16 protein-coding genes and 1 pseudogene are annotated in these 22,937 nt (G+C 39.4%); 1 reads left to right on the forward strand and 16 read right to left on the reverse strand.

Features of this window, described 5'->3' with window-relative positions; all coding sequences use genetic code 11:
- Positions 1 to 97 precede the first annotated feature (97 nt).
- The 13 genes and pseudogenes from HMPREF0373_RS15360 to HMPREF0373_RS17820 form a co-directional block, all read right to left on the reverse strand.
- The gene (locus tag HMPREF0373_RS15360; RefSeq protein WP_021740721.1) at positions 98 to 1,738 is read right to left on the reverse strand and encodes a P-loop NTPase fold protein; all 1,641 of its coding nucleotides are present in this window, start codon (positions 1,736 to 1,738) and stop codon (positions 98 to 100) included.
- A 36-nt stretch (positions 1,739 to 1,774) separates the two neighbouring features.
- Positions 1,775 to 2,476 (reverse strand): RloB family protein, encoded by a 702-nt coding sequence (locus tag HMPREF0373_RS15365; RefSeq protein ID WP_021740722.1) that lies wholly within the window; start codon positions 2,474 to 2,476, stop codon positions 1,775 to 1,777.
- A gap of 2 nt (positions 2,477 to 2,478) precedes the next feature.
- Entirely contained in the window at positions 2,479 to 3,834 is a 1,356-nt protein-coding gene (locus HMPREF0373_RS15370) for an AAA family ATPase (RefSeq protein WP_009268661.1), read from the reverse strand.
- Positions 3,835 to 4,066: 232 nt separating this feature from the next.
- A complete protein-coding gene (locus tag HMPREF0373_RS15375; protein WP_021740723.1) occupies positions 4,067 to 4,540 on the reverse strand; it encodes a JAB domain-containing protein in 474 nt (157 codons plus the stop codon).
- A 98-nt stretch (positions 4,541 to 4,638) separates the two neighbouring features.
- Entirely contained in the window at positions 4,639 to 4,887 is a 249-nt protein-coding gene (locus HMPREF0373_RS15380; protein WP_021740725.1) for a hypothetical protein, read from the reverse strand.
- 36 nt (positions 4,888 to 4,923) lie between these two features.
- On the reverse strand, positions 4,924 to 7,992 hold the full coding sequence (locus HMPREF0373_RS15385) for a VaFE repeat-containing surface-anchored protein (protein ID WP_021740726.1): 3,069 nt from the start codon (positions 7,990 to 7,992) through the stop codon (positions 4,924 to 4,926).
- A gap of 266 nt (positions 7,993 to 8,258) precedes the next feature.
- Complete coding sequence (locus tag HMPREF0373_RS15390) at positions 8,259 to 9,161, reverse strand: ParB/RepB/Spo0J family partition protein (protein WP_021740728.1); 903 nt, start codon at positions 9,159 to 9,161, stop codon at positions 8,259 to 8,261.
- The gene (locus tag HMPREF0373_RS15395) at positions 9,139 to 9,966 is read right to left on the reverse strand and encodes a ParA family protein (RefSeq protein WP_044964947.1); all 828 of its coding nucleotides are present in this window, start codon (positions 9,964 to 9,966) and stop codon (positions 9,139 to 9,141) included. Before HMPREF0373_RS15395 ends, HMPREF0373_RS15390 begins: the two co-directional genes overlap by 23 nt.
- Before the next feature lie 118 nt (positions 9,967 to 10,084).
- Positions 10,085 to 11,803 carry an AIPR family protein gene (locus HMPREF0373_RS15400; RefSeq protein WP_021740730.1) on the reverse strand — a complete coding sequence of 573 codons (1,719 nt, stop codon included), beginning with the start codon at positions 11,801 to 11,803 and terminating at the stop codon, positions 10,085 to 10,087.
- Positions 11,804 to 12,041: 238 nt separating this feature from the next.
- Positions 12,042 to 12,305: pseudogene (locus tag HMPREF0373_RS15405) on the reverse strand (DEAD/DEAH box helicase family protein); the annotation flags it as partial.
- Positions 12,306 to 12,484: 179 nt separating this feature from the next.
- Positions 12,485 to 12,730 carry a hypothetical protein gene (locus tag HMPREF0373_RS17450; RefSeq protein WP_242831223.1) on the reverse strand — a complete coding sequence of 82 codons (246 nt, stop codon included), beginning with the start codon at positions 12,728 to 12,730 and terminating at the stop codon, positions 12,485 to 12,487.
- Positions 12,731 to 12,797: 67 nt separating this feature from the next.
- Positions 12,798 to 13,061, reverse strand: a complete 264-nt coding sequence (locus HMPREF0373_RS15415) for a CRISPR-associated endonuclease Cas3'' (protein WP_021740733.1) — start codon at positions 13,059 to 13,061, stop codon at positions 12,798 to 12,800.
- A 79-nt stretch (positions 13,062 to 13,140) separates the two neighbouring features.
- The gene (locus HMPREF0373_RS17820; RefSeq protein ID WP_021740734.1) at positions 13,141 to 13,488 is read right to left on the reverse strand and encodes a DUF2085 domain-containing protein; all 348 of its coding nucleotides are present in this window, start codon (positions 13,486 to 13,488) and stop codon (positions 13,141 to 13,143) included.
- Positions 13,489 to 14,296: 808 nt separating this feature from the next.
- Here HMPREF0373_RS17820 and mgtE point away from each other — a divergent pair.
- Entirely contained in the window at positions 14,297 to 15,688 is a 1,392-nt protein-coding gene (gene mgtE / locus HMPREF0373_RS15420) for a magnesium transporter (protein ID WP_021740735.1), read from the forward strand.
- An 82-nt stretch (positions 15,689 to 15,770) separates the two neighbouring features.
- Here mgtE and HMPREF0373_RS15425 read toward each other — a convergent pair whose 3' ends face one another.
- The 3 genes from HMPREF0373_RS15425 to HMPREF0373_RS15435 form a co-directional block, all read right to left on the reverse strand.
- Positions 15,771 to 18,161, reverse strand: a complete 2,391-nt coding sequence (locus tag HMPREF0373_RS15425; protein ID WP_021740736.1) for a GH39 family glycosyl hydrolase — start codon at positions 18,159 to 18,161, stop codon at positions 15,771 to 15,773.
- Between the two features lie 153 nt (positions 18,162 to 18,314).
- Positions 18,315 to 22,370 (reverse strand): glycoside hydrolase family 3 C-terminal domain-containing protein, encoded by a 4,056-nt coding sequence (locus HMPREF0373_RS15430; protein ID WP_044964952.1) that lies wholly within the window; start codon positions 22,368 to 22,370, stop codon positions 18,315 to 18,317.
- A 281-nt stretch (positions 22,371 to 22,651) separates the two neighbouring features.
- Positions 22,652 to 22,849, reverse strand: coding sequence for a DUF6472 family protein (locus HMPREF0373_RS15435; RefSeq protein ID WP_021740738.1), 198 nt, complete (start codon positions 22,847 to 22,849; stop codon positions 22,652 to 22,654).
- Between the last annotated feature and the right edge of the window lie 88 nt (positions 22,850 to 22,937).

Genomic DNA, 22,937 nt, shown 5'->3' on the forward strand with positions numbered 1-22,937 from the left:
TCTTGCCTTAGATTGATATTATTCGGGATAATACCCAGGCATGAAAATAGCCAGGTGATTCCTTGAGTTGGAACCAACTGGCTATGTAAATTTACTTTTACTTTTTTACTATCTCCTCAATCAAAACATCTATTCTATGCCTTGACATATTATCACAATCTTCTTTTATTTTTTCACAATACTGCAAGAATTTTTCAGCATCTGAATGATACAAAACATACATAATATTATAACACGTATGATATCTATCCTCATCCACATTGTCTACTGGAAAAGAAATTTTATTATACAAATTGTCTATCTCTGATATGATAATATCATGATAATAACTACTATCAAAATTATTTCTAAGTTTATATGAATACTCATAAGCCTTTTTCCCATGAGTTGTTTTTTTCAAATATCCCACATATGTCTCTATTAAAAATTTCATCGTTTCTTTATTTTCTTCTTGATATATTCTTTTTGTCTTTTCCGATGACATGTGAAACAAATCATATGAATACGATAGCATTTCCTCTTTCCCATCTAAGACAGTTTTTTCCAGCATTTCTTCTAAAATATTTCTATATTCTGATAAAACACTTTCATTATTTTCCTCTAAAACATCACTCCAAACAACATACGCATCTGCAAATTCATTTAATTCTGCCAAACTCTTTGCTTCAAGCATTTTCTCTCTTAAAATAGGTAATACACTCCTTATTTCCTCATCTGACTTATAATAGTTAGGCTTATCTCCTGAATTAAGAAATAACTTGTATTCAGCCTCCAATTGTTCTTCATTTAGTACCCCTTCCTCATAATATTTCAGTATCATTTCTACCAAATTTGTACTACACTTTATTCCATAAAGATATCTGCCAATTCTATGCTGAAGCATATTTCCAATCGTATTTGTCATTTTTTCTACAGAATCAGTATTATCAGAATCAATTTCTTTATAGTACAAGTTTTCTATACTCTCCACAACAACAGCAAAGCATATTAACCTTAATTCCTCTTTAAATTGCTCACTCATGTCACTATTACAAAACAATTTTACATCTTCAAAAAAACGTTGCGCCTTTTCGAGCGTCCGTAAATTTTTGACTTTATGGATTTCCAAGAATTTTTCAACAAAGTCTGCATGGATATTCATTTTACTCCATGTCACTTTCTCTGCACGTTCTGTAATATGATATATTCTTTCAATGACCTTTTCATTATACTTTTCAAATACAACTTTTTTGTCTGATTGTATTTCATCTGTATTCGCAATCACAATAACTTTTACATAATTACATTGCTTGAGTTCTTCTATAATTCCAAATATATCTTCCAAATTTATGTCATCACTCATTCTTTCCAAGTCATCTATTACAATAATATGAACAGAAGTAAACTCTTTTGACAATAATAGAAACATTTCTCTTTCATTGACTATACTTTGTACTGCTTCCTTTGCCTGACCAACTTTATCCCAGATTTTTGATGCGCCATCTAAAATATTATTAGCTATTTCACCTATTTTCCCACCAATATTATTCTTTAAAGCCAATTGAAATAAAGCTTCATGATATATTTGCCTAGTGTCTTTCAAACCAAACATTGATATTTTACAAACATTGGGATTTGCTTCTAATGCCTCATTTACCGCATAAGATTTTCCAATTCCCCATGTTCCATCAAATAAAATTGCTCTATACGGTAGATGATCTATGTCACTGATTATATTTTTTATATTATCTGCTTTCATACTGTATCTTTCCACCCCTATTTTTCATCTAACAACTTATTTTCCATCATCCTTCCGAATCTCATCAATAATCCGGCCTATATTACATGTAATCTGTCCTTTACACTGATGAATATCCTCATTGATTTTCTTTTCCTGTTCAATAGCAATCTCTATATTTTTCGCGAGTTCTCCAATCGCAGCATTTTTCTTCGGATTGATTCCTGTTCTAGCAAGTAACAACTTATAGATAAATGTCTGATGTCCATCTTTTTCATTCTTGATAATCTGTTCAGCATTTGGCTCAATATCATCTTCGTATGAATTTTTATAATGCAACAACAGGAACAGTTCAAATGCCGGATTGCTAACCGCTAATATATTATTCTTCTCACCTTCTGCTACCAATTCATCATAATCAAGTACTTTTTCTTCAAAAATATCTCCATCAAATACAACAATCATCTTATCTCGTTCTTTATCAAATGCTATTTCCGGATTTTCTTTCTGATTTTCTGCAAATTCAATCAAACGTCTTGGAAATGAAATGTCCCTGTCTCCCTCTGTTTTTTCAAGTAACCGGATATCGATCAATGGATGAATATTTAACTCTTTTCGGATATCAATTAACTTTTTGAAATACCATGTTTCAGTATTTGCACCCTCACATATGAAAAAGTACTTACGATAAGGCTCAATCTGTTCTTCTTCATCTGTAGTTCTGCTATTCCAATTCGTATAACTTCTTACTGGAGCCAAGGCTACTCCTCCTCTCTAAAGTCGAATGTTGAAAATACCGGTATCGCACCATATCTTCCTTCCAGATATGCCTTGCTCAACACTTTATCATACCTCTCCTTGAAACGATCTAAGGAATAAATAGAGCTTGCATTTTCTGCGTTACGTTCTACAAACCAGATTTCATCCCTTCTAAAAATAGCCTGATCCATAATGGATGATTCATGTGTAGTGAACAATAGCTGCATACGCTGCTCATCATGTAGCTGCATAAACAATTGCAAAAATCGTTCTGTCAGCTTCGGATGTAAGCTTCTCTCCAATTCATCCACAACATAAAGAACATCTTCTCGTTTATTCAACAGCATATCCATCAAATCGAATAATCTTCTTGTTCCATCAGACTCTTCATCAAAACCGAACTCATAAAATGACTTATTATGATGCAACCGGATTGTTGTGACCTTCGGTTCAGAATGTCCTTCAACTTCGATATTAAAGAAAGTTTCCTTCGACCTCATCGTCATTCTGAATGATGGTTCTTCCTGCTCTTCCATTCTATTTTTTACATGCTGCATCATCTTATCAAATACTGATTTTGGCAATGCATTTGATAACTCATCCAATGTAATTTCTTCAATTTTTACCTGGCTGATACCCGTATCAAATGTTTTGATCAATTTGTTAATCAGCTTCAGCGAATTATCATCATAATAATATTCCAAATCAATCAATGGCGTATCCGGTGTGATAATCGAAATATGATTCTGAATCCAATCATATACATCCCGGAAGAACAATAATTTAGATCGTGTGCTATATTTTTTTCCACGATTCATTTCTGTCAGGAACAAAGATGTTTCATTTCCTTCAAAATCATCTGCATAGGTTTCAAATTTATTTTTTTCTGTGTTTGTCAGCGTAATACCATCATTTAACACCGGACGTTTACTTCCTTCTCGTTCAAAGAGACATTTTGCTGAACCATTCTGATATAATTCATATAACCATTCTCCGGTTACTTTTCGTCTGCTTAAAACTGCAGAAAAACCATAGGCATAAAATTTGTCACCTACAGTAATCTGAATTTCAAAACTACTTTCTCGTTCCTTATTCTCCTGCCGATTCTTACAAAACATCTGTGTAGCTTCTATCGGAATACCATTGCAGACACTATCTTTAAAAAATTTAAAGAACAATGCCAAATTGGTCTTTCCAGATGCATTTGCTCCATAAACTACTGCATATTTTAATAACTGGGTACTTTTTATCTTTAACCTGTGATTTGCATTTGTTCGTATTTTATTTGAGGAAATCATTGTCAGCTCTGCTGCTTTATCAAAAGATTTAAAATTTTCAACACTTACTTTTACTAACATTCTTATACACCTCCACCTTTATTATATGGTTTACTCTTCTCTCAGTCAATGTAAATTCTCTTATTTAGAGATTTTTTCGTTATATATTGTTTCTTTTTCTATTTTTAACAATTTTATTTTGAGTTATGCATATAATATCAATGTATAAGTCAGCTTTTTGTAGCGACACTATTTTACTAATGCCGCTACATGAAATATTACAATAAATAAAAACTTCTAATTCTTTTTTCTTCTATCTCTCCCAGTCCATCCTTCCTGTCACATTCAACATCTTTTCTTCTCGGAAGCTGAGCATCTTTCCATTAGTTCCACCGACAATGATATGATCCAGCAATTCTATCCCCAATAGCTGTCCGCACTTCTGCAGCTTTCTCGTAACAATCATATCCTCTTTTGATGGTTTCACATTACCACTGGGATGATTATGAAGTCCAATGATTGCAGAAGCATTTGCCAGAATACTGCTCTTAAAAACTTCTCTGGGAATTACCAAAGATGCATTGATTGTTCCAACACTAACCAGATTCATATTGATTACCTGTCCATTATTTTTCATATTCAGGATACAAAATACTTCTCTGTCATATTGCGATAACTCCTTCGCCATCAATTCTACAACAGCCTGTGGACTATCCAATATCTGCTCACTATAAAGAGATGGTTCTCTTACCAAACGGATATTCACAACTTCCAATTCATTCTCCATTGTTCTGATCTCCTTTTGGAAATTCTACAACCAGAAGGACATTACTCTCTGAAGATTCCACATATGATTTCAATTGTGATAATGTCATTTCCAAACATTTATGTTGTTCCACCATAATCTGCTCCTTTCGTTTTTTCCCTTGCTTCTGTTTTTCCTGACAAATAGCTTATCACTTTGTTTGTCTTAATGCTTTTCTGTAACTCACTGATAATACACAAATCTGCTACATTCACTCCCGGCAAAGCAAGCATCTCATCCATCGTCATATTGACAATCTCTTTTTCCGTTCCATACCCAGCATCAAATAAACGCTGTAATACTTTTACTGCTTTCTGATTTTTTCCCATTTCATCATCAAAGGGCAGCTTATCGCCGCCTTTGTTTTACTCCTCCTCTTCTTTCTTTTCTTCAATTCCTAATCTCTTAACCTGTTTCTTTTTATTCCAGATACGAACTCCCGTGATTCCGGCTGCTGACAATACCAGAATGGCTATCCATAAAGCTGCATTTTCCGTATCTCCTGTTTTCGGAGGATTACTTGTCTTTGTAGTAGTACCCGGTGTCTCTGGGGTTGGTGTTTCCGGTACTTCTTTGATGGTTACAGTCTGACCTTCATCGTTGATGTCCTTATGCTCTGTTACCTTTTTCGGTTCTTCCGGATTTGTCATATCATACAGTTCTTCAAAGGTTACAAGCTGCTTTCCTCCAAGCGTGCTGCCGTTGAAAGTAAACTCAATCTGCACTTCCATGTTTTCCTTGTCCGCTGTAAATTCATAATCATTGGTAACCTCTTTGCCATCAATGAGCAACTTGGCATTTTCTGCCTTAACCATCTGCCAACCGGACAACTTATAATTCGTACCAATTTCCAATCCCTCTAAAGTAACCGTATCCACAATCGTCAGATCTTTTCCGGCTTCCACCTCTTTCTTACCGTTCTTATCCGTTGCTGTGGTATGAATCGAAATCTTTCGCTCCGTAATCAGGACGGTCTGACCTTCATCGTCAATGTCCTTATGCTCTGCAACTTTTACAGGTTCTTCCGGATTCTTCAGATCATATAATTCTTCAAATGTAACCAGATTCTGTCCGCCAAGTTCTGATGCATCAAACGTATAAGAAATCTCTACTTTCATTTTCTCGCTATCAGCAACAAAAGTGTAATCACTCTCCACACGCTTTCCATCAATGAGCAGTTCTGCATTTTCCTCTTTCAGCATCTGCCAGCCTTTTAACTGGTACTTTCTGCCTTCTTCCAGACCGTCCAGAGTAACTGTATCCACAATCGTTACTTTCTTTCCTGCAACAATTACTTTTTCGCCTGTTTTCTTGTCTGTTGCAGTTGTATGAATGGTAATCTCTTTTTCATACTCATCAGTCAGTGTTCCAAGGTCGATAGTTACTTTATTTCTGCTCACAACAACTTCAAATGCCGGAATCAGCTTCATGCCTTTGTTGGATTCACAAGATAACTCCTCAATCTCATAAGTGTCATAAAGTAATGCACCTTTGCTGTCGTCCGGCTCAGAAATTCCGAACCAGATACCGTCCTCACTGGATGTTCCGGCATTTGTATTTTTCTTATGAGACGCCCAATCGGAAGCAGTTGAAAACTGACCATTTTTATCTGTCACTATGATATGGCTCTCTCCGGTTGTTTTGCTCGTAATCTTAAAAGGAACATTGGCAAGTCTCTTATGTGTGCCTGCTCCAATCTTTACTCCCTCCAAATCTCCACGTTTAATCTGGTTGTAAATGGAATGGCTTTCGCCTGTTAAATCCACTATTTTTCCATTTTCCGTAATCGAAAATTCAATCGTTTTTGCCCCGTCAGTCAGATAACCTTCCGGTGCTTTGGTTTCTTCCAGTTTGTATTTACCATATGGAAGTAAATCTGCCGATGTTGTTGCTACTCCGTCAATTCCTGTCTGAATTGTCTTAACTGTTTCATTTTTCTTGTACAGTTTTCCTTCTACCAGAACCGAATTTTCGTTCAAAGAAATAATTGCAAATGCAGTATCTTTTAATGTGGCACTTCCCTGTGCTTTGGTATCTTTTGTCTCTAAATCACGTTTCTGAATCTTCACACCACCTCGGATTACCTGGTCAGATACGGAATACTGGTTGCTTCCGGAAAGAACTGCAAGTTCTCCGTCCTCTGTGATCTGTGTCAGATACATTCCTTTGATCTGCTCTGTACTGTCTCCTGCCTGCATATAAGCTCCGTCCAGTAAATATCCGTCTGGTGCTTTTGTCTCCTCAACAGTCAGTGTTCCAAGTGGTAATACGCTTTTTTCATTCTGAGTGTAAAATGCATCTCCCGATACTTTGTAAGCATCTGACAGTTTTGTCACATAATGAATACTTCCGTCACTGCTCTTTTCTGCCACCGTTTTTGTAACCCAGGTACGTGTTGCTTTCTCTGGTAAGTTATCTTTTGTATAAAATCCGTCATAATAATGCCAGGTAAACTCTGCTCCTGACAATGCTGCATCACCCTGTGCGGTTGCTTTTCCTGTCTCCATATCAATCTTGAACAGATCTACCAATGTCTCTGTTACTTTCGGAACATCGGAAACATTTAATACGGCTGTCTTTCCGGCTTCAACTTTCAGACTGCGTACTGTCGTATCCAGCTTATATCCTTTCGGTGCAGAAAGCTCTTTGATATAAACAGTCCCTGCAGTCACTTCAACTTCATTCGTATCGCCATTTTCATTTGTTGTAAGTGTTCCAATCTGATTACTACAATTCTGGTCTAAAAATATGCCAAAGGTTGCTCCAACAATGGAATACATTGCATTTCCATTTGTGACAATCTCATTTGCAGTTGTCTTTTTTACCTTCGCATTTCCGACATTCAGTTCTGCCCAAAACTGTCCAAGATCCTGTCCTGCACCAGTATAGATATATCCGCCACATTTATAGCGACCTTTGTTTGCCTGTACAAATGCTCTCGCTTCTGCATACACTTCATTCTGAATATCCTGTGAAATCTCAGAATATGCAGCTCGGACATTATCACACTGCCAGCCTAAATACTCACTCAGTCTCTGCCATACCACACACTGTTCCAACAGATATCCCTGATTCGCATTCAGGTTACTGTGACTGCTCCTATACTGCTTTACATATTCCAATGACAATGCCACATCTTCGATCTGTGCAGCACTCATACTGACACTTGCATCGTGTCTGGTTTTATATCCATTTTTAAATCCGGTGTTAATATCTACGCAATAGGCTGTTTCGCCCTCTACTCGCATGTGACCTTCATTGAATGTAGAATGAATGGTTCCATCATTCATCACATGTTCAATATATCCGACTCTCTCTGAGGATTCCGTCCAATACTGTGTTTCCGCTGCCTGAACCGATGTAGTCGGTAATGCGGTTAAAATCGTGGTCAGGGCAAGAATCCCTGTACACACTCGTTTCCATATCTTCTTCATTTTCTACAATTCCTTTCTTTTCAATCAAAAAAAGACGTCCGTCTGGAACGCCTGTTGTTGCTTTGTGCTGTTTATTCCCTGCTGTCATGCAGGGTGTGGGAATCTCTGACCTGCCGAAAGAGAAAATGTTCCCGGCTCCTTATTGTCTTTTCGGCTGGTAATCTGCTGGTAAACCAAAGGGGTAGGGTGTGGGGAGGGGAAAACAGGAAAAAGCTGATTTCTCATTGACCACCAACGGATAGACTTTTCCCTTGGTGTCAAAATGCCTATCGTTCCCTGCTTTTTTCCCGTTTCCGGTATAATTCCAGTGCTTTGATAATGGTTTCCTCCATTTTCTGCTGTGATGTTCCCGACGGAAAATATTTCTTCAGTCGGTTCTTCGGGATTTTCCACTGCTCTACCTGATTTGGCTTCTCTTCTGACATAATCGACAGCAAAACATCTTCATTCAACCTGCCCTCTGCTGAAAATTTGCGGATTTTAATTGCCTGTGCATGACTTGGGGTACAAGCCTCCGACTCCATGGTGTCGTACAATATCTCCTGTTCCTCTTTCGGCAAATAAGACAGCTCCACCGCCGGACGCATAGAAATCTTTTTGTCATCGACCATTTCAAGAATTTCCGGGATAAGTTCTGTAAGGCGGATATATCGACGGATTGTCTCTCGACTTTCTCCTGCTTCTTGTGCCAAAATTTCATTTGTCCGAAACTTTGACACCAGTGGTGTCGAAGTTAAATCTGTTCTCTTTCCTTGTCTATTCATGGCATCAAGTTTCATTTTATAAGCAAATGCCTTTTCGGATGGTAAGATTTCTTCTCGCTGAAGATTGCTGTCAACCATGACAATAACTGCTTGGTCATCACTAAGATTTCTTACAATACATGGCATTGTCTCTTTTCCAGCCAGTTCACTTGCCATTTTTCTGCGGTGTCCGGAAATCATTTCATACCCGCCCGTTGGTTTCTCCCTAACAAGTGCAGGCACTAATACACCATGATCACGAACACTCTCAATTGTTTCCAACATCTTATCGTCCATCTTTACCTTAAACGGATGATTCGGAAAATCTGTAATTTCATAAATAGAAATATCTTTTACATATTCCTGATTCTTCTGGTCTCTTTCTTCTTGCGTACTAAAAAGGTCATCGACTGAGGGAAGATTCATGTTTATTTCTCTGTTTTTCGCCACATTGAATCACCTCCCTCGTAAATTCTGCATACGCCTTTGCAACAGTTCCATTCTTGTCATACTCATAAATGCTCTGTCCTGCTGCACTGCTTTCTGCTGCTGTAATAGCCAGCGGAATAACCGTTTTAAAAATTCGGATATGTTTCCCGTAATTTTCTCGAAGGCTATCCTCTGTTGTTCTTGCAAGTTTTGTCCTCACATCTGCAAGTGTCAGTAGGACTCCATCAATCTTCAGATTAGGATTTAGCTGCCTTTGTACCTTGCCGATTGTTTTCATTAACTGCGTCATGCCCTTTAATGGAAGATAATGAGCCTGCACCGGAACGATTACACTGTCTGCGGCAGCTAATGCATTGATGGTCAACATTCCCAGACTAGGCATACAATCAATCAGGATATAATCATAATCCTTTTTCAAATCTGCCAGATACAGCTTTAAAGTCTGCTCTCTGCTCATGGCATTTACCAGTGAGATTTCCATGCCCGATAATTCAATGTTGGTCGGAATAATATCTACTCCTTCTTCATGGTGCAAAATGCCTTCATTATACACAAATGGTTCATCTTGTAATATCTTCTTCATTTGTGTTGCCAATGTAACCGGAAGATTATCTGCATCGGTCCATCCTAATGCAGTTGTTAAATCACCTTGCGGATCAGCATCGACCAATAATACTTTTCGCCCCTGATGTGCAAGACCGATTCCCAGATTTAATGTAGTTGTGGTCTTGGCTGTTCCTCCCTTCTGATTTGCAAGGGCAATTACTTTACACTTGGTCATATGGTTTCCTCCTTCCTCGAAAAATTTAATAGCCAATCCTTTTTTCGGGACTGGCTATGTATAAAAATGGGCATGAAAAAACCGACTGATTCTTGGTGAACCAATCGGCTATGTATCATTATCCTTTCCACAAGCTTGTTGTTAATTCATCAAACTTTGTAGCTGAAGAAGTTTGCAATACGCTTATTAATGCTTTTAATGTTTTACATAATTGTTCAAATTTTTCCTTATCCGAAATATACTCATTTATTTCTTCAATTTTTATTTGACTTCCTAATATAGTTAATATACTATTCACAAATTTTTTCCATTTATTTTTTATCGACTCCAAACTATCTTGTGCAGCAACTTCTGACAACGCAATTGTTTTTTTATCAACTTTAAAATCAACAATTGAATCCAAACATTCTGCTATTATTGCAATTAAAAACATTTTAAACTTCAAATTTCTAAAAAAGGCGAGTTTTGCTATTTCATCATCTTTTAGCTCTTCCTTTTTTGACGTCATATCTTTGATTTCATATTTTACTTCATCAACAGCCTGCGCTAAGGAATATACTAACAATAGATGCCTTGCTCTTTTATCTTCAAAAACAGATCTATACAGATAATTGTTTTTAAATATATTATTTTTTCCTCTATTTGCCTCAGAATAATTTCCTTCAAACGCTAACGTCGGCTGTGCTATTGTATATATTCCAAAAGAATCTGTTGTATCATCGAATCCTCTTTTTAATGAATATTCCTTTCCATATTTTTTAAATTCTTCCTTTAAACAAAGCTGTATTGGATCATTACTATAACGATCCCACGAAGTAATTTCATTCTGTGTATTATTTGATTTTACAATTTTAGGAATCAAATTAATATCATTGCATTTTATTACCCTACACAAAACTTTCACATCTTCTAAATTACTTTTCTTAGAGTCCTCTACCATACTAATAGATCCCGTAGTTTGTGCTCCATTTATTACAGACAAACCACTTATAATTTTTTTATTTTTATCTTCTTCTACACCCAATGTAAGAATTGTAATTCCATTATTATATACCCAAAAATTTGTTGGTTCCATTTCTACAGTTTGCCTTATTGAATTGTTGATTTTCTTTCTCTTTCCTATTCCTAAAAAGCCTCTATAATTTGCTGAAAACAAATCATCTCCATATTTATTATATAATTCGAATAACCATTTTCCACTTACCGAAAACACATACGCATCCCATCCATCAGACTTTTCTGCAAATAAAGGAATCTCCTCCATTTCGATTTTATCTTTAATCAAAATCTGTGATTCTCTTGACATATATAAATTTTCAGTTGTTTGCTTTCCTAATTCGTGTGTTTCAATTTCTATATTATAACTTTCAAACAATTTCGATTGGTGTTTTTGAATAGTATCCAATTCATTTTTACAATTTTTAGACTCTGATAAATTGTGAACATAAACAGCATCTATACATGATATTTCATTGTTCTTTATTGCTTCTCTACATTGAGCAATAATACTTCTCAAATATTCTGGAATTTCATTCATATCTCCTGATAACAACCAAGCTAATGCCGTATTCATATCTGATGCCTTATTAGCTGGAGCCTCATCTTTATCTTTCTTTGAATAGTACCCCTGCGCCAACGTAATTCTTTCATTTCCAATATCTAAATCTATAAAATCTATTTTTCTATCATTTTTTCCATCTGTCAAATTATCCGTACCTAATTCGTACACATCATTTCTATCTAAATATAATGCCATCACCCAACATAAATAGGCATTTTCTTCTTTAAATCTTTCAATTAAATTTTTTTCTTTTTTAAAATTTTCTAAATAATTCATTTGTACTCTCTTTCTTATATATATTCCGTTAGACTCATAATCAAATTATATCAAGTATTTTCTTTCCATACACCTTATTTTTTAATTATTATTAAAAAATTTACAACGAAAAGTCACAAAACCTCTTCATCCACCCTCTTTTCACCTATACTCTCACCTCTACCACTTCCACAACATCTGGATGTTCAACCACCCACATACCACAAAATACCACCTATTTTGTAACTTTCTCATGCTAGGAGACAAAATATTCCACTGCGTTGTGTGGAAAAAATTCCTTCATCTCCCCGTAAAGCTGCGCCGCCAACGTCTTATTGTGTGCAATGATCAGCGTCGGTTTGTTCAGCTGCTGAATAACATTTGCCATGGTAAATGTCTTACCGGAACCTGTGACTCCAAGCAACGTCTCGAACTGATTGCCTTCCTTGAAGCCTTTGACCAGTTTTTCGATTGCCTGGGGCTGGTCTCCTGTGGGTTGGTATTCGGAATGAAGTTTGAAGATTTGTTGTGAATCCTGCACAAAAGCACCTCCTAGTTTTTATATCAAAAAAGTTCGTCTATCAGGCAGAAATTCGTCGAAGCACATTCTCCGATTTCGCCCAAATATGCCTCTTGACGAATTCTGTTCACCACCTGACATTTTATAGACTTATAAAAAGTAGTAAAACTAACGTGGGCGAATTAACACTCAAATGTAAGAGCTATTATATCATGGAAATATGGATTTGTATACGCAAAGCGAACATTAGTTCTATGAGATTCTTCTACATTTATCAGCGTATCCAAAACATTTTCTATATTATCCTTCTTCTTTTCCGGTAATACTTCTTCCATATAAGAAAGCAATTCCGGTGGAATCTCCTCAGCTATAATATTTCCATTATCTCCATATACATCCATGGTTATCAACTCTCTTGCATCTCCCATCAACTTGGCTACTGCCTTAGGAGAGAAATTATTCTTTAACAACAGAGTGCAATATATACTTCTCAGATCATGCCAGCGAATAGCAGGAAGTCCTGTCTCCTGCAGTAGCATGATCCACCCTTTCATTTGTATTCTCCTGTATTTTCCTCTGAAATTCTTTAGAATATTTTCCGATATCATGCAGCATTCCACAACAATATCCCCATTCCCTTTTACCAAACTTCTCTGCAAATTCTCCTGCTCTTTCTGCTGTTCCTCTGCGAAATATCCGCTTCTCCATCCCATTTCTACGTACCATAATCTCCGTATCCTGCACATGATAATAATTCATAAAATATTATTCACATTTCATCCTATACAAATCATCGGATCAATGATATAATTTACTTGTTTTAATGGTTACAGATATATTAAAAGTATTGTGGTATATGCAGGATTGTCATTGTAATCCCTATTCCGCTAATAATACCAGTAATACATCGCCGTCGATTGTTGCTCAGGATACCAAATATATATTGGGCAATTCCATCAATAACAGTCGGGCATATCATAACAAATGATATCCACAGTGGAAATATCATGTTCAACCAAACATGTGCTACCAGATACGTTATAAGAATACTGGTAATTAATGCAAAACAACGCCAGCAGACAGGAAAACAAAATTTTCCTAAATGTGGCGCGGTATCCGGTTTTTCATTGCAAAATGGTATTTTTCCAAAATTTTCTTTTATATATCTGATTGGTTTCATATTCATAAACAAAGGAGAATTATATGCTATACATTTTATTAGTCATCATTGCCATTTTAGTAATCTGTGTATTATGTAAACATCTTAAAAACTAAGACTACTATAACACAACCCGTTTTTTCATACAATAATTGAAAAACATAGTCTCAAATAAGGATTCTAATGCCTCACCATATTATATAGGATCCTTATTTTTCTGTAAATTTTTCGTAAATCATCATTTTTTTCTTGACGAATCTATTTTTTCGTATTAAACTAGCCAAGGTTTTGAAGCAAACAGCTGAAACCAATTCAAATTTACAATAATTCAAATCCAAAAACTCTTTTACAAAAGAATTCAAAAATTTTCAACAGGAGGTGTGATCATGGACAATTGTGATAGTACAGGACGAAGTATGATCTGCGGTGGCAGACAATGGAAACTGAATATGCAGCTGTTCCATGTGATTCACTGATTCCTGCATTTTCATTTCCAATTGAAGATAAAATTGTTATAAAAATATTCGAAAAAACAGTTTGTCTATATATTTAACGGATTCATTCGCTCAATAGAATTGTTCATTATTTCCCATATTTTTATTTCATTCATTTTCCCACCGTATACGATCAGTTCATATGTAATTCGTTGTAATTCGTAAATGAACTTTAAGAATTCCTATACTGCACAGTCTGCAACTGTAACATTAGCTTTCGTAATTTCGTAAGCGGTGATTTTTTATGCCCTTTTTTCAGAGGTACACTATTGCATTACCATTCTGCCTTTAAAAGATGACAAATGTACCTAAGTACCTGAGGGCTGTCAGGAGGAAATGAGATGAAAAAAACATTAAAAAGACCAAACTATGCAGAAGAATTACTGAAAATCATTCAGAGCCCGTTAAAAAATGAAGTCCTGCTGGATCGGCTGAATGACTATCATGAGAGAGATATTGCGGATGCGCTGGAACTGCTGTCACCACAGCAGCGCAAAAAACTGTACCCGGTACTCGGTGCCGAAAGGCTTGCAGAGATTTTTTCCTATCTCGAAACACCGACACAGTATCTGTCTGAGCTCAGCATCAACCAGGCTGCAAAGATTGTATCCTTCATGGATTCTGACGATGCGGTAGATATTCTGGAACAGATGGAAGCATCCGCAAAAGAGAAAATCGTAACACTGCTGGATGCAGATTCCAGCCACGACATCCGTCTGATCCTCTCCTACGACGAGGACGAGATTGGAAGCATGATGACTACAAACTTCGTAGTCATCCGCAAAGATCTGAGTATCCGCCAGGCCATGCGGGAACTGGTGACACAGGCTGGTGAAAATGATAATATCTCCACGGTTTACGTGGTAGATGATGCAGATAAATTTTACGGTGCCATCGATCTGAAAGATCTGATCATTGCCCGCGAAACCGATGAACTGAATGGCATCATCAGTACATCCTATCCGTATGTAACAGATCATGAAAAAATTGATAACTGCATCGAAACCATCAAAGATTATGCCGAAGATTCTCTGCCGGTTCTGACTGACAGTGGAAAACTGATCGGTATTCTGACTGCCCAGGATATTGTGGAAGCCGTAGACGATGAGCTTGGTGAGGATTACGCAAAGCTGGCTGGTTTGACCGCAGAAGAAGATCTGCACGAAAAAACATCCACCAGTATCAAAAAACGTCTGCCATGGCTGATCATTCTGCTGTTTCTCGGCATGGCGGTATCTTCTGTGGTCGGCGTATTTGAAACCGTTGTAGCCGTACTGCCCATTGTCATGTGCTTCCAGTCCCTGATTCTGGATATGGCAGGAAACGTTGGTACCCAGTCTCTGGCTGTTACCATCCGCGTTCTGGTAGATGAGACACTGACTGCAAAGCAGAAATTCAACCTTGTTTTGAAAGAAATGAAGGTCGGATTCCTGAACGGACTTTTCCTTGGAATCCTTTCCTTCGTATTTATCGGACTTTACATCTGTGTATTAAAACATTATCCAATGGGACATGCATTTTTGATTTCCGGCTGCGTTGGATTTTCCCTGATGGTAGCCATGGTAATTTCCAGCATGGTCGGTACTTTGATCCCGATGTTTTTCCACAAGATCAAAATCGATCCTGCAGTTGCTTCCGGTCCGTTGATTACAACCGTCAATGATCTGGTTGCCGTTATCACTTACTATGGACTCGCATGGCTGCTTCTGATCCATGTGCTGCATATGATTTAATTTACAGACAAAGACAGCTGTATCCGAAACAACACTTTCGATATGCAGCTGCCTTTTTTAATTGCGATCAGTCCCCTATCACCTACATAACACTTAACCGGATCAGCCGGACTTCAAATGGCTCAAGGTGTTCGTACAGACAGATACTTCCATCTTCCTGACGATTCACATAATCAGTCGTGTGAAGCGGCTGATTCTTTTCGTTGATATAAACAATATCCGCAGATGAAATCCGCGCTGCTCTTCTATAATTTTTGCAAAATCCATACGGATTTCCATTCTTTTCATTCAGCACACTCGTTCCTTTCAGATACGTCCGCTCTTTTGCATGTTCCAGACGAATTTCATAAGTCAGATCATGTTCCGGCTCCAACATCCCCGGGCTGATTTTATTCCGATCCAGCTTTCTCTGACAATATGCTTCTGACAGGTGCAGATAATTATATAATAAGATCTGAATTTCCCCGTCCTCTGACTTCGTGATCAGATAGTTTTCCCCTTTTTTGATAAAATAGGAACCCATTTTTGCCAGCATCTCATACACATAGTAAGAAGGTTTTTTAATAAAATCATAGGTAAAGATCCCACGCTTGCCCTGAAAAGATCCCTGTATCATCTGATCCTCTGAGAGATTTTCCAGCGGATCCATCACTCCAAAGGAAATCCCCGTCTGCCAGCAATCAACCATACTTTTTACAATATATGCCGGATAAAACATGGTATCCTGAAGGGCGTTGTTCCAGCCCAGATCGAAATTCCACTCCGCCACATACCAGGCCCTCACCTGCCATCCACAATCCTCATTATTGTTCAAAATCCTCCGTATCACATCATACACGGCATCCCTGTGCTGCATAATACCGGCAGACTGATGCCTCTGGATACTTTGCGGTGTATCATCCACGGTATACAGATTCATCATGACAAAATCCGGTTCGCAATGCTGCTTCTGATAAAAGGATGCAAAACTGTCCATCCACTCCGGATACAGTAAATTTACTGACATTAAAGCTGACGTCCCAACCTGAAACCGCTCATCGATTGCTTTGATCACTTTCCAGGTAGACAAATACAGACGATAATAATTTTCACGCTGCAGTGCAGAATAATTGATCCCCGGATTATCCGGTGAATTCCACACGCAAAATTTCCATTTCAACACCTGACTGCGGCCATACCGTTCCACCATATGTTCCACCACATGGTATACCAGCCGATCCCATTGCTGCATATCCGTCGGCATATCGGAGATAGAATTGCGCATCAGTGCGTCTTTATTTACATTCTCCACCATAAGAAACGGTACAAAAGACAGTTCTACAAATGGGATCAGACCACACTCTGCAATAAAATCAAATAGCTGATCCATCCGGTAAAAGCTATAATGCGGTCTTCGATCCCTGTCTTTTACATAAATTTCCATATCATCATGAAACAGTTCATGAAAATAAATACCGGTAAAATGTAATTTTTCCGCAAGCTCCCGCACCATCTTACGCACAGGATGAAGCAACAGATAGCTGGCTTTCCGAATCGTCAGAATCCCTCCGGGCTGATCCAGACTGACAAATCCATCCAAATCCACTCCGGTAATCAGCTGTTTTTTCCCGGGATGGCTGAGCAGTTCTGCCCCGGCAAAATCCGCTTCCAGTTCCTGCAGAAACGCTGCCAGTTCCTGCTCCTCATCTGCCAGCAGCCGTGCAGGTACTTCCGTCTTCTGCTGTCTGCGGTATTCGCTAGGCAGAATCTGATAATACTCCCGAAATTTGGTGCTGAAAGATCTGGCATTTTTAAAACCGCTCTCCTCTGCGATCCGGTCAATGGTTTTCCTGGTATCCCGCAGCTGACCCGCTGCATGCAACAGGCGAATCTCATTGATATATTTCAAGAAACTGGTGTCCAGCTTCTCCCGGAACATTTTGGAAATATACGAACTGCTGACAAAAAACTGTTCCGCCAATGCCGCCAGAGTTAACGCTTCCGTATAATGCTGCGAAATGTAAAACAGCACATTCTGCATCATCGGGAACTCTGTGTCCGGTATCTCTGTCTCAACCCGGAAGTCACGCAGCAGATGCTCCAGAAGCTGATAAGACCATTTCATTTCACGGACATATGCACACACATTTTCCTGCTGAATCTCCTGCACAAGATGTAAGATATCGCAGATTACTTCGTGATACCGTTCTTTGTGGAGTTCCATGACAGAATTGCACTCCAGCCTTCCCGGCGCCGCTCCCTGCCCCGACATCAGCTTTGTCAGGTCAGCTCCACAGAGCAAACAGCTCCCGGACACATCAGACAAACTGAAATACTGAAAGGGTTCGATCATCACAACATCCCCCTTCTTCAGTTCCAGAATTTTCTTTTTCAAAAAAAGCTTCACTGTCCCGGACAGCGGTATCAGAAAGCTATAATCTGATGACCACTCCGGCTCCTGCCGTCCTTCTTTCCTAACCATAAAATGAACCATTTTCGTTCTCCCAACATGTTATTTCTTGTCGCATGTTTTCTTTTATCACATTTTATTTTACTGCGCAATTGCCTGCATGTTATCTCCGTCTTTTTCACGATTGTACAACAAAAACCGGGGGAATAAAACCCCCGGTTCTGTCACGCTCTATGATCAGAATACTACTTTTCCGTTCACTACATTCCACCAGCCATACTCATTTGCTGCACGGCCTGTATAACCGAAATCGATTTTTCCACCATTTACATACCACCAGCCGTACTCATTCGCTGCCAGTCCGGTGTAATTAAAGTTGATACTTCCATTCTGGACATACCACCAGCCATACTCATTTGCAGCCAGTCCGGTGTAAGCAAAGTTGATACTTCCGTTCTGTACCATCCACCAGCCATACTCATTTGCTACAAGTCCGGTATAGCCAAAGTCCACCATGCCGTTTACAACCATGAACCATCCCTGGTCGTTTGATGCAAGTCCGGTATAAGTAAAATCAACTTTTCCGTTCTTTACATACCACCAACCGTAAGCATTTGGAGCAAGGCCGGTTGCATCTGTGGCAACTTTACCATCGATATAATAGTTCCAGTTTCCATTTTCGTCTGCCTCATTTGCAAGTCCATCCGGAATCGTCACACCTGATGTTACAAACTGGATTCCTTCCACTCTCGCATTTGCATTTTTAAATACCAGATATACGTTATGAACACCTGATGCACCGCTCAGATCAGCAGAGGCTGTTGTATAACCAAGCTCTGTGTAAGTTCCGGCATCCACGCCATTGTCAGCAGTACGTTTGTTTGTAACGGCTTCTGTTGCACCATAAGTTGCAGTACCGATCAGTTTTCCATCCGGAGCATCCAGACGAAGTTCGATTCCGTTTTCTGCCTCTGTGGAAGCAACGGTCAGGACAGCCTGTTTTACCTGATCCAGATCCACGTTCAGAAGTGCTGTATATGCACCTGATTTTTTTGCCATAACCGCAAATATCTCATCGCTGTCTGCTGCTGCGGCTTCTGCGGTATTTCCTTTGGAATACTCTACATATTTTACATCAGATGCTGTAAAGGAAGAGGACCATACATTCCGTTTTTCTGCAGTATCAGCGTTGCTGAGTGTACTTCCGGATACTTTTACTTTTTTGTTCAGTACATTCTCACCCTTCAGATCAGAAGAATGTGCCGCATACAGCTGGTAAGTACCGCCTTCTACCACATATTCACCTGCATTGACATCCCATACTTCCAGTGCAGAAGCATCTACATGAATGTCAACATTTGCGGATTCTCCGGCTTTCAGAGCAACTTTCTCAAATCCAACCAGTTTTTTCTTAGGTACGGCATTGCCATAGGAAGAATCCGGGTTGGAAGCGTAGATTTCCACAACATCAGAAGTATCTACTTTTCCTGTATTTTTTACAGTTACAGATACATCAACGCTGCCGTCTTCATTTGCTTTTGCACTCATGCCTGAGTAGTCAAAGGAAGAGTAGGACAGACCATATCCAAACGGATAGGTAACATCTTCATCATCTGCATACATATAAGTCAGATGTTTCTGCTCCATATCTGTCTCTGTCATATCTACGGTTACATTATCGTCAATATCATCCAGTGTCATGCCCTGTACCAGATCCGGTCCGATCAGTGCCATTGCGTTATTCGGAACAGAGTACTCGTCGATTGCCGGAAGTGCATCCTTCGATTTATACCAGGTACTTACCAGACGACCGGTCGGTGCTGCCTCACCGTAAAGCACATTTACAAGTGCTGTTGCATCATACTGTCCGCCAAATGCATTAAATACGATTGCGGATACATTTTCATCATTCTGCAGAGCTTCTGCCTCTACCGGATACTCTGTATTGATGATAACAATTGTCTTCTTGCCTGCTTTTGCATAATTTGCAGCAACGGTAGATACCATATCCATCTGATCTTCACTGAGGCTCAGATATTTACGGTCAACACCTTCACCGGAAATACCGTTGTACGGCTGTCCGATAACTACAATGGCATAATCCGTATCTGCTGCCAGTTCTTCGGAATCCGCACCAGCCTCTTTTATCGTTTCTTCTTTGAAAGTATATGGTGTCTTATCTTCTGCACTTTCAAATGCTGCGATACCGGTTGCCAGATTTCCTCCGAGAAGGAACGGAAGATTCGGTCCCTGAATCGGCTGTGCATCACCATTTAATTTTATTTTTCCATCCTCTGTTGTCTGCAGATACCAACCTAATTTATCGCTGAGTGCCCAAGTGGTGGAAAAATCAGTATCATTGTATTTATCACCCATTTTCAGGTAATAATTTCCATCCTCATCCGCTGCACGTTTTGACATGAAAGTCGGCATGTTGCTGACTGCAGTTGCCATTCCGGCACTTGCTTTCATGCTGTAAGATCCGTTATTGGAAACTGCCGCATCATACAATCCCATGGTATTGCCCGGCAGAGAATTGTTTTTCACACCTGCATTGATCCATTTCTGATTTGCCAGAGAAAGCAGACTGAATGCATCCTGTCCCCAGTCCGCATACTCAAATAAATACTTGGACTGATCTGCTGCCTTGGTGCCCTCTTCCGGGTTGGAAACTGTGAGCTGTGCACCGTTCTCATCCTCGGTGGCTGTTACATATCCACCGGCTGTCTTGTACGCAACCACACGGTTTCCGGTGGAATAAGATACATTATCGCTGCCAATCTGGCTCTGTACTGCCTCCACTATATTATCGCCTGCGCCCTGTACATAAGTATTATATTTCTCATCATTGACATCCAGTTCGGAAGAATACTGTCCGTACTGCATCGTTTCTGCCATCACACCATAGACACCGGCTTTGGAATCACTGGATAACGGAAGCGTATGATTTTCATTTTTCAGCAATACCACAGACTCTTCAGCCATCTGAAGCTCTGTCTCCTGGCTTGTTTTGGAAGAATGATCTGTCTTGATATCCGTATACGGATAGTAACGCGGCTGACCGTTTTCATCTCGTTCATCCAGTGCGCCGGAACGTGCCATGGTTACAATTGTCGGACGTGCTACTTTATATACATCATCCTCTGTCAAACCTTCCACATGATTCTCCACCGCGGTTTTGATCGTCTGTGCAATGTCAGCATCTGCAATACCGGTGGTTCCTCCCTGAATATGACCAGCCAGAATCATGGATGCGGTACGATCCAGAAGGGAAGAAGAATACAGCTTATCATATCCGTTGGAAAATCCGGATGCATTCAGTCGGTACTGCTCGTCGATATAACCATACTCAGCCATAAAATCACAACCTGTAGTCACACCGTCTTTGCTTATTTTCTGTGCGAAATCATGGATAAATGTGGATGTCGTCGGTACACGGTTCATGTTTCCGTAAGAAGACATATAACCGGTGATCGTTCCATCTGAAAATGGCTTCTCAGCCGCTTTTCCATAATACTCATAGAATGTACGAGTACTTACGTTGTTGCCGCCCTGCAGACGGAAAAACTCGGAGTTGTACGTGGTCCAGTGCTTTGTCTGCGGAATGGATTTCATATAAACGTCAGACTCATCGCCAACCATACCGCCGGCCCAGGCGTCTGCCATCTCTCCGATCATAAATGCATCTTCACCGTATCCCTCATCGTAACGTCCGGATAACGGATTCATACGGGCATCAATCTGTGCCGCATGTGCGCCCACTGCTGTGGTTCCAATAGATGATGTCGCATATTTAGAACGCATCTCATCGCCATATACCGAACCGGCCTGTTTCAGCAGATCTGTATTCCAGGTCTGTGCCTGTGCCAGCTGATTCGGCCACTGTGTCTCTCCATCCAGACCCACATCTGCCGCACGGTTTACTGTAATCGGCACATTGTATGTTTTGCTCTCTCCATTCTCATCGGCGTAAGTACCAACCGGAGATTTGCCTGCCAGAATACTGATCCAGCCATCCACTCCGATCTCGTCCATGATCAGATTCACATAATCATCCAGATCCTCTGCATTTCCGTTGTACAATGGCATTCCCTCATAGCTTACATCGCCATCCTGATATGCGGCAGATGCGCGGTTGAATGTTTTTCCGTTATAAGTAGCGGTTGCACTTCCGGCACTTTCCTGTGTCTGCACCTGTGCGGCCTGTACCTGCATGGTCAGTCCCGGCACCTGTGCACTTCCTGCTACGATAGATGCTGCCAGTAAAATGGTCAGTAATTTTTTCATCTTCATAACTACCTTGTCCTCCTTATCCAAACCTTGATATCTGCATTTTATCAAACCTCACACCATCTCATAAGTCCAAAACATGGCGAATCCAGTAGTGCTTTTCACACATTTTTCACATTTTATCCGCGGGCAATTTCATCTCAGGCAAGAAATTACACATATTTTTAATTTTTATGTGATTTTCGGTACACTCAGACAAAAAAATGCAGGAGCCACTCGTTCTCCTGCACTTTTCGTTTCTTTTTCATTCTTTTTCTGTGTACAAATCTGCACACGATTCTGGTTTACATCTGCTTTCTTACAATACTGTACTCATCTCCGGCACGATAATACGGACATTCCCGGAACTGCCCGGTGATAAACCGATACATCTCGTCCTGATCCAGATCCTGGGTACAGACATAGTACTCATAATCCTCATCATATTCGTAATTCATACAGTATTCGCAGCTGGAACCGGCACTTTTCTTCTTTTTATCCATACGTTATCTCAATCCTGTCTCTGTTTTTGCATTTTGCATTTAAGAATATGAATGTTACAGACATTCTCTGTTCATACAGCTTACTATA

The sequence above is a fragment of the Eubacterium ramulus ATCC 29099 genome, assembly GCF_000469345.1.
GTDB classification, from domain to species: Bacteria; Bacillota; Clostridia; order Lachnospirales; family Lachnospiraceae; genus Eubacterium_I; species Eubacterium_I ramulus.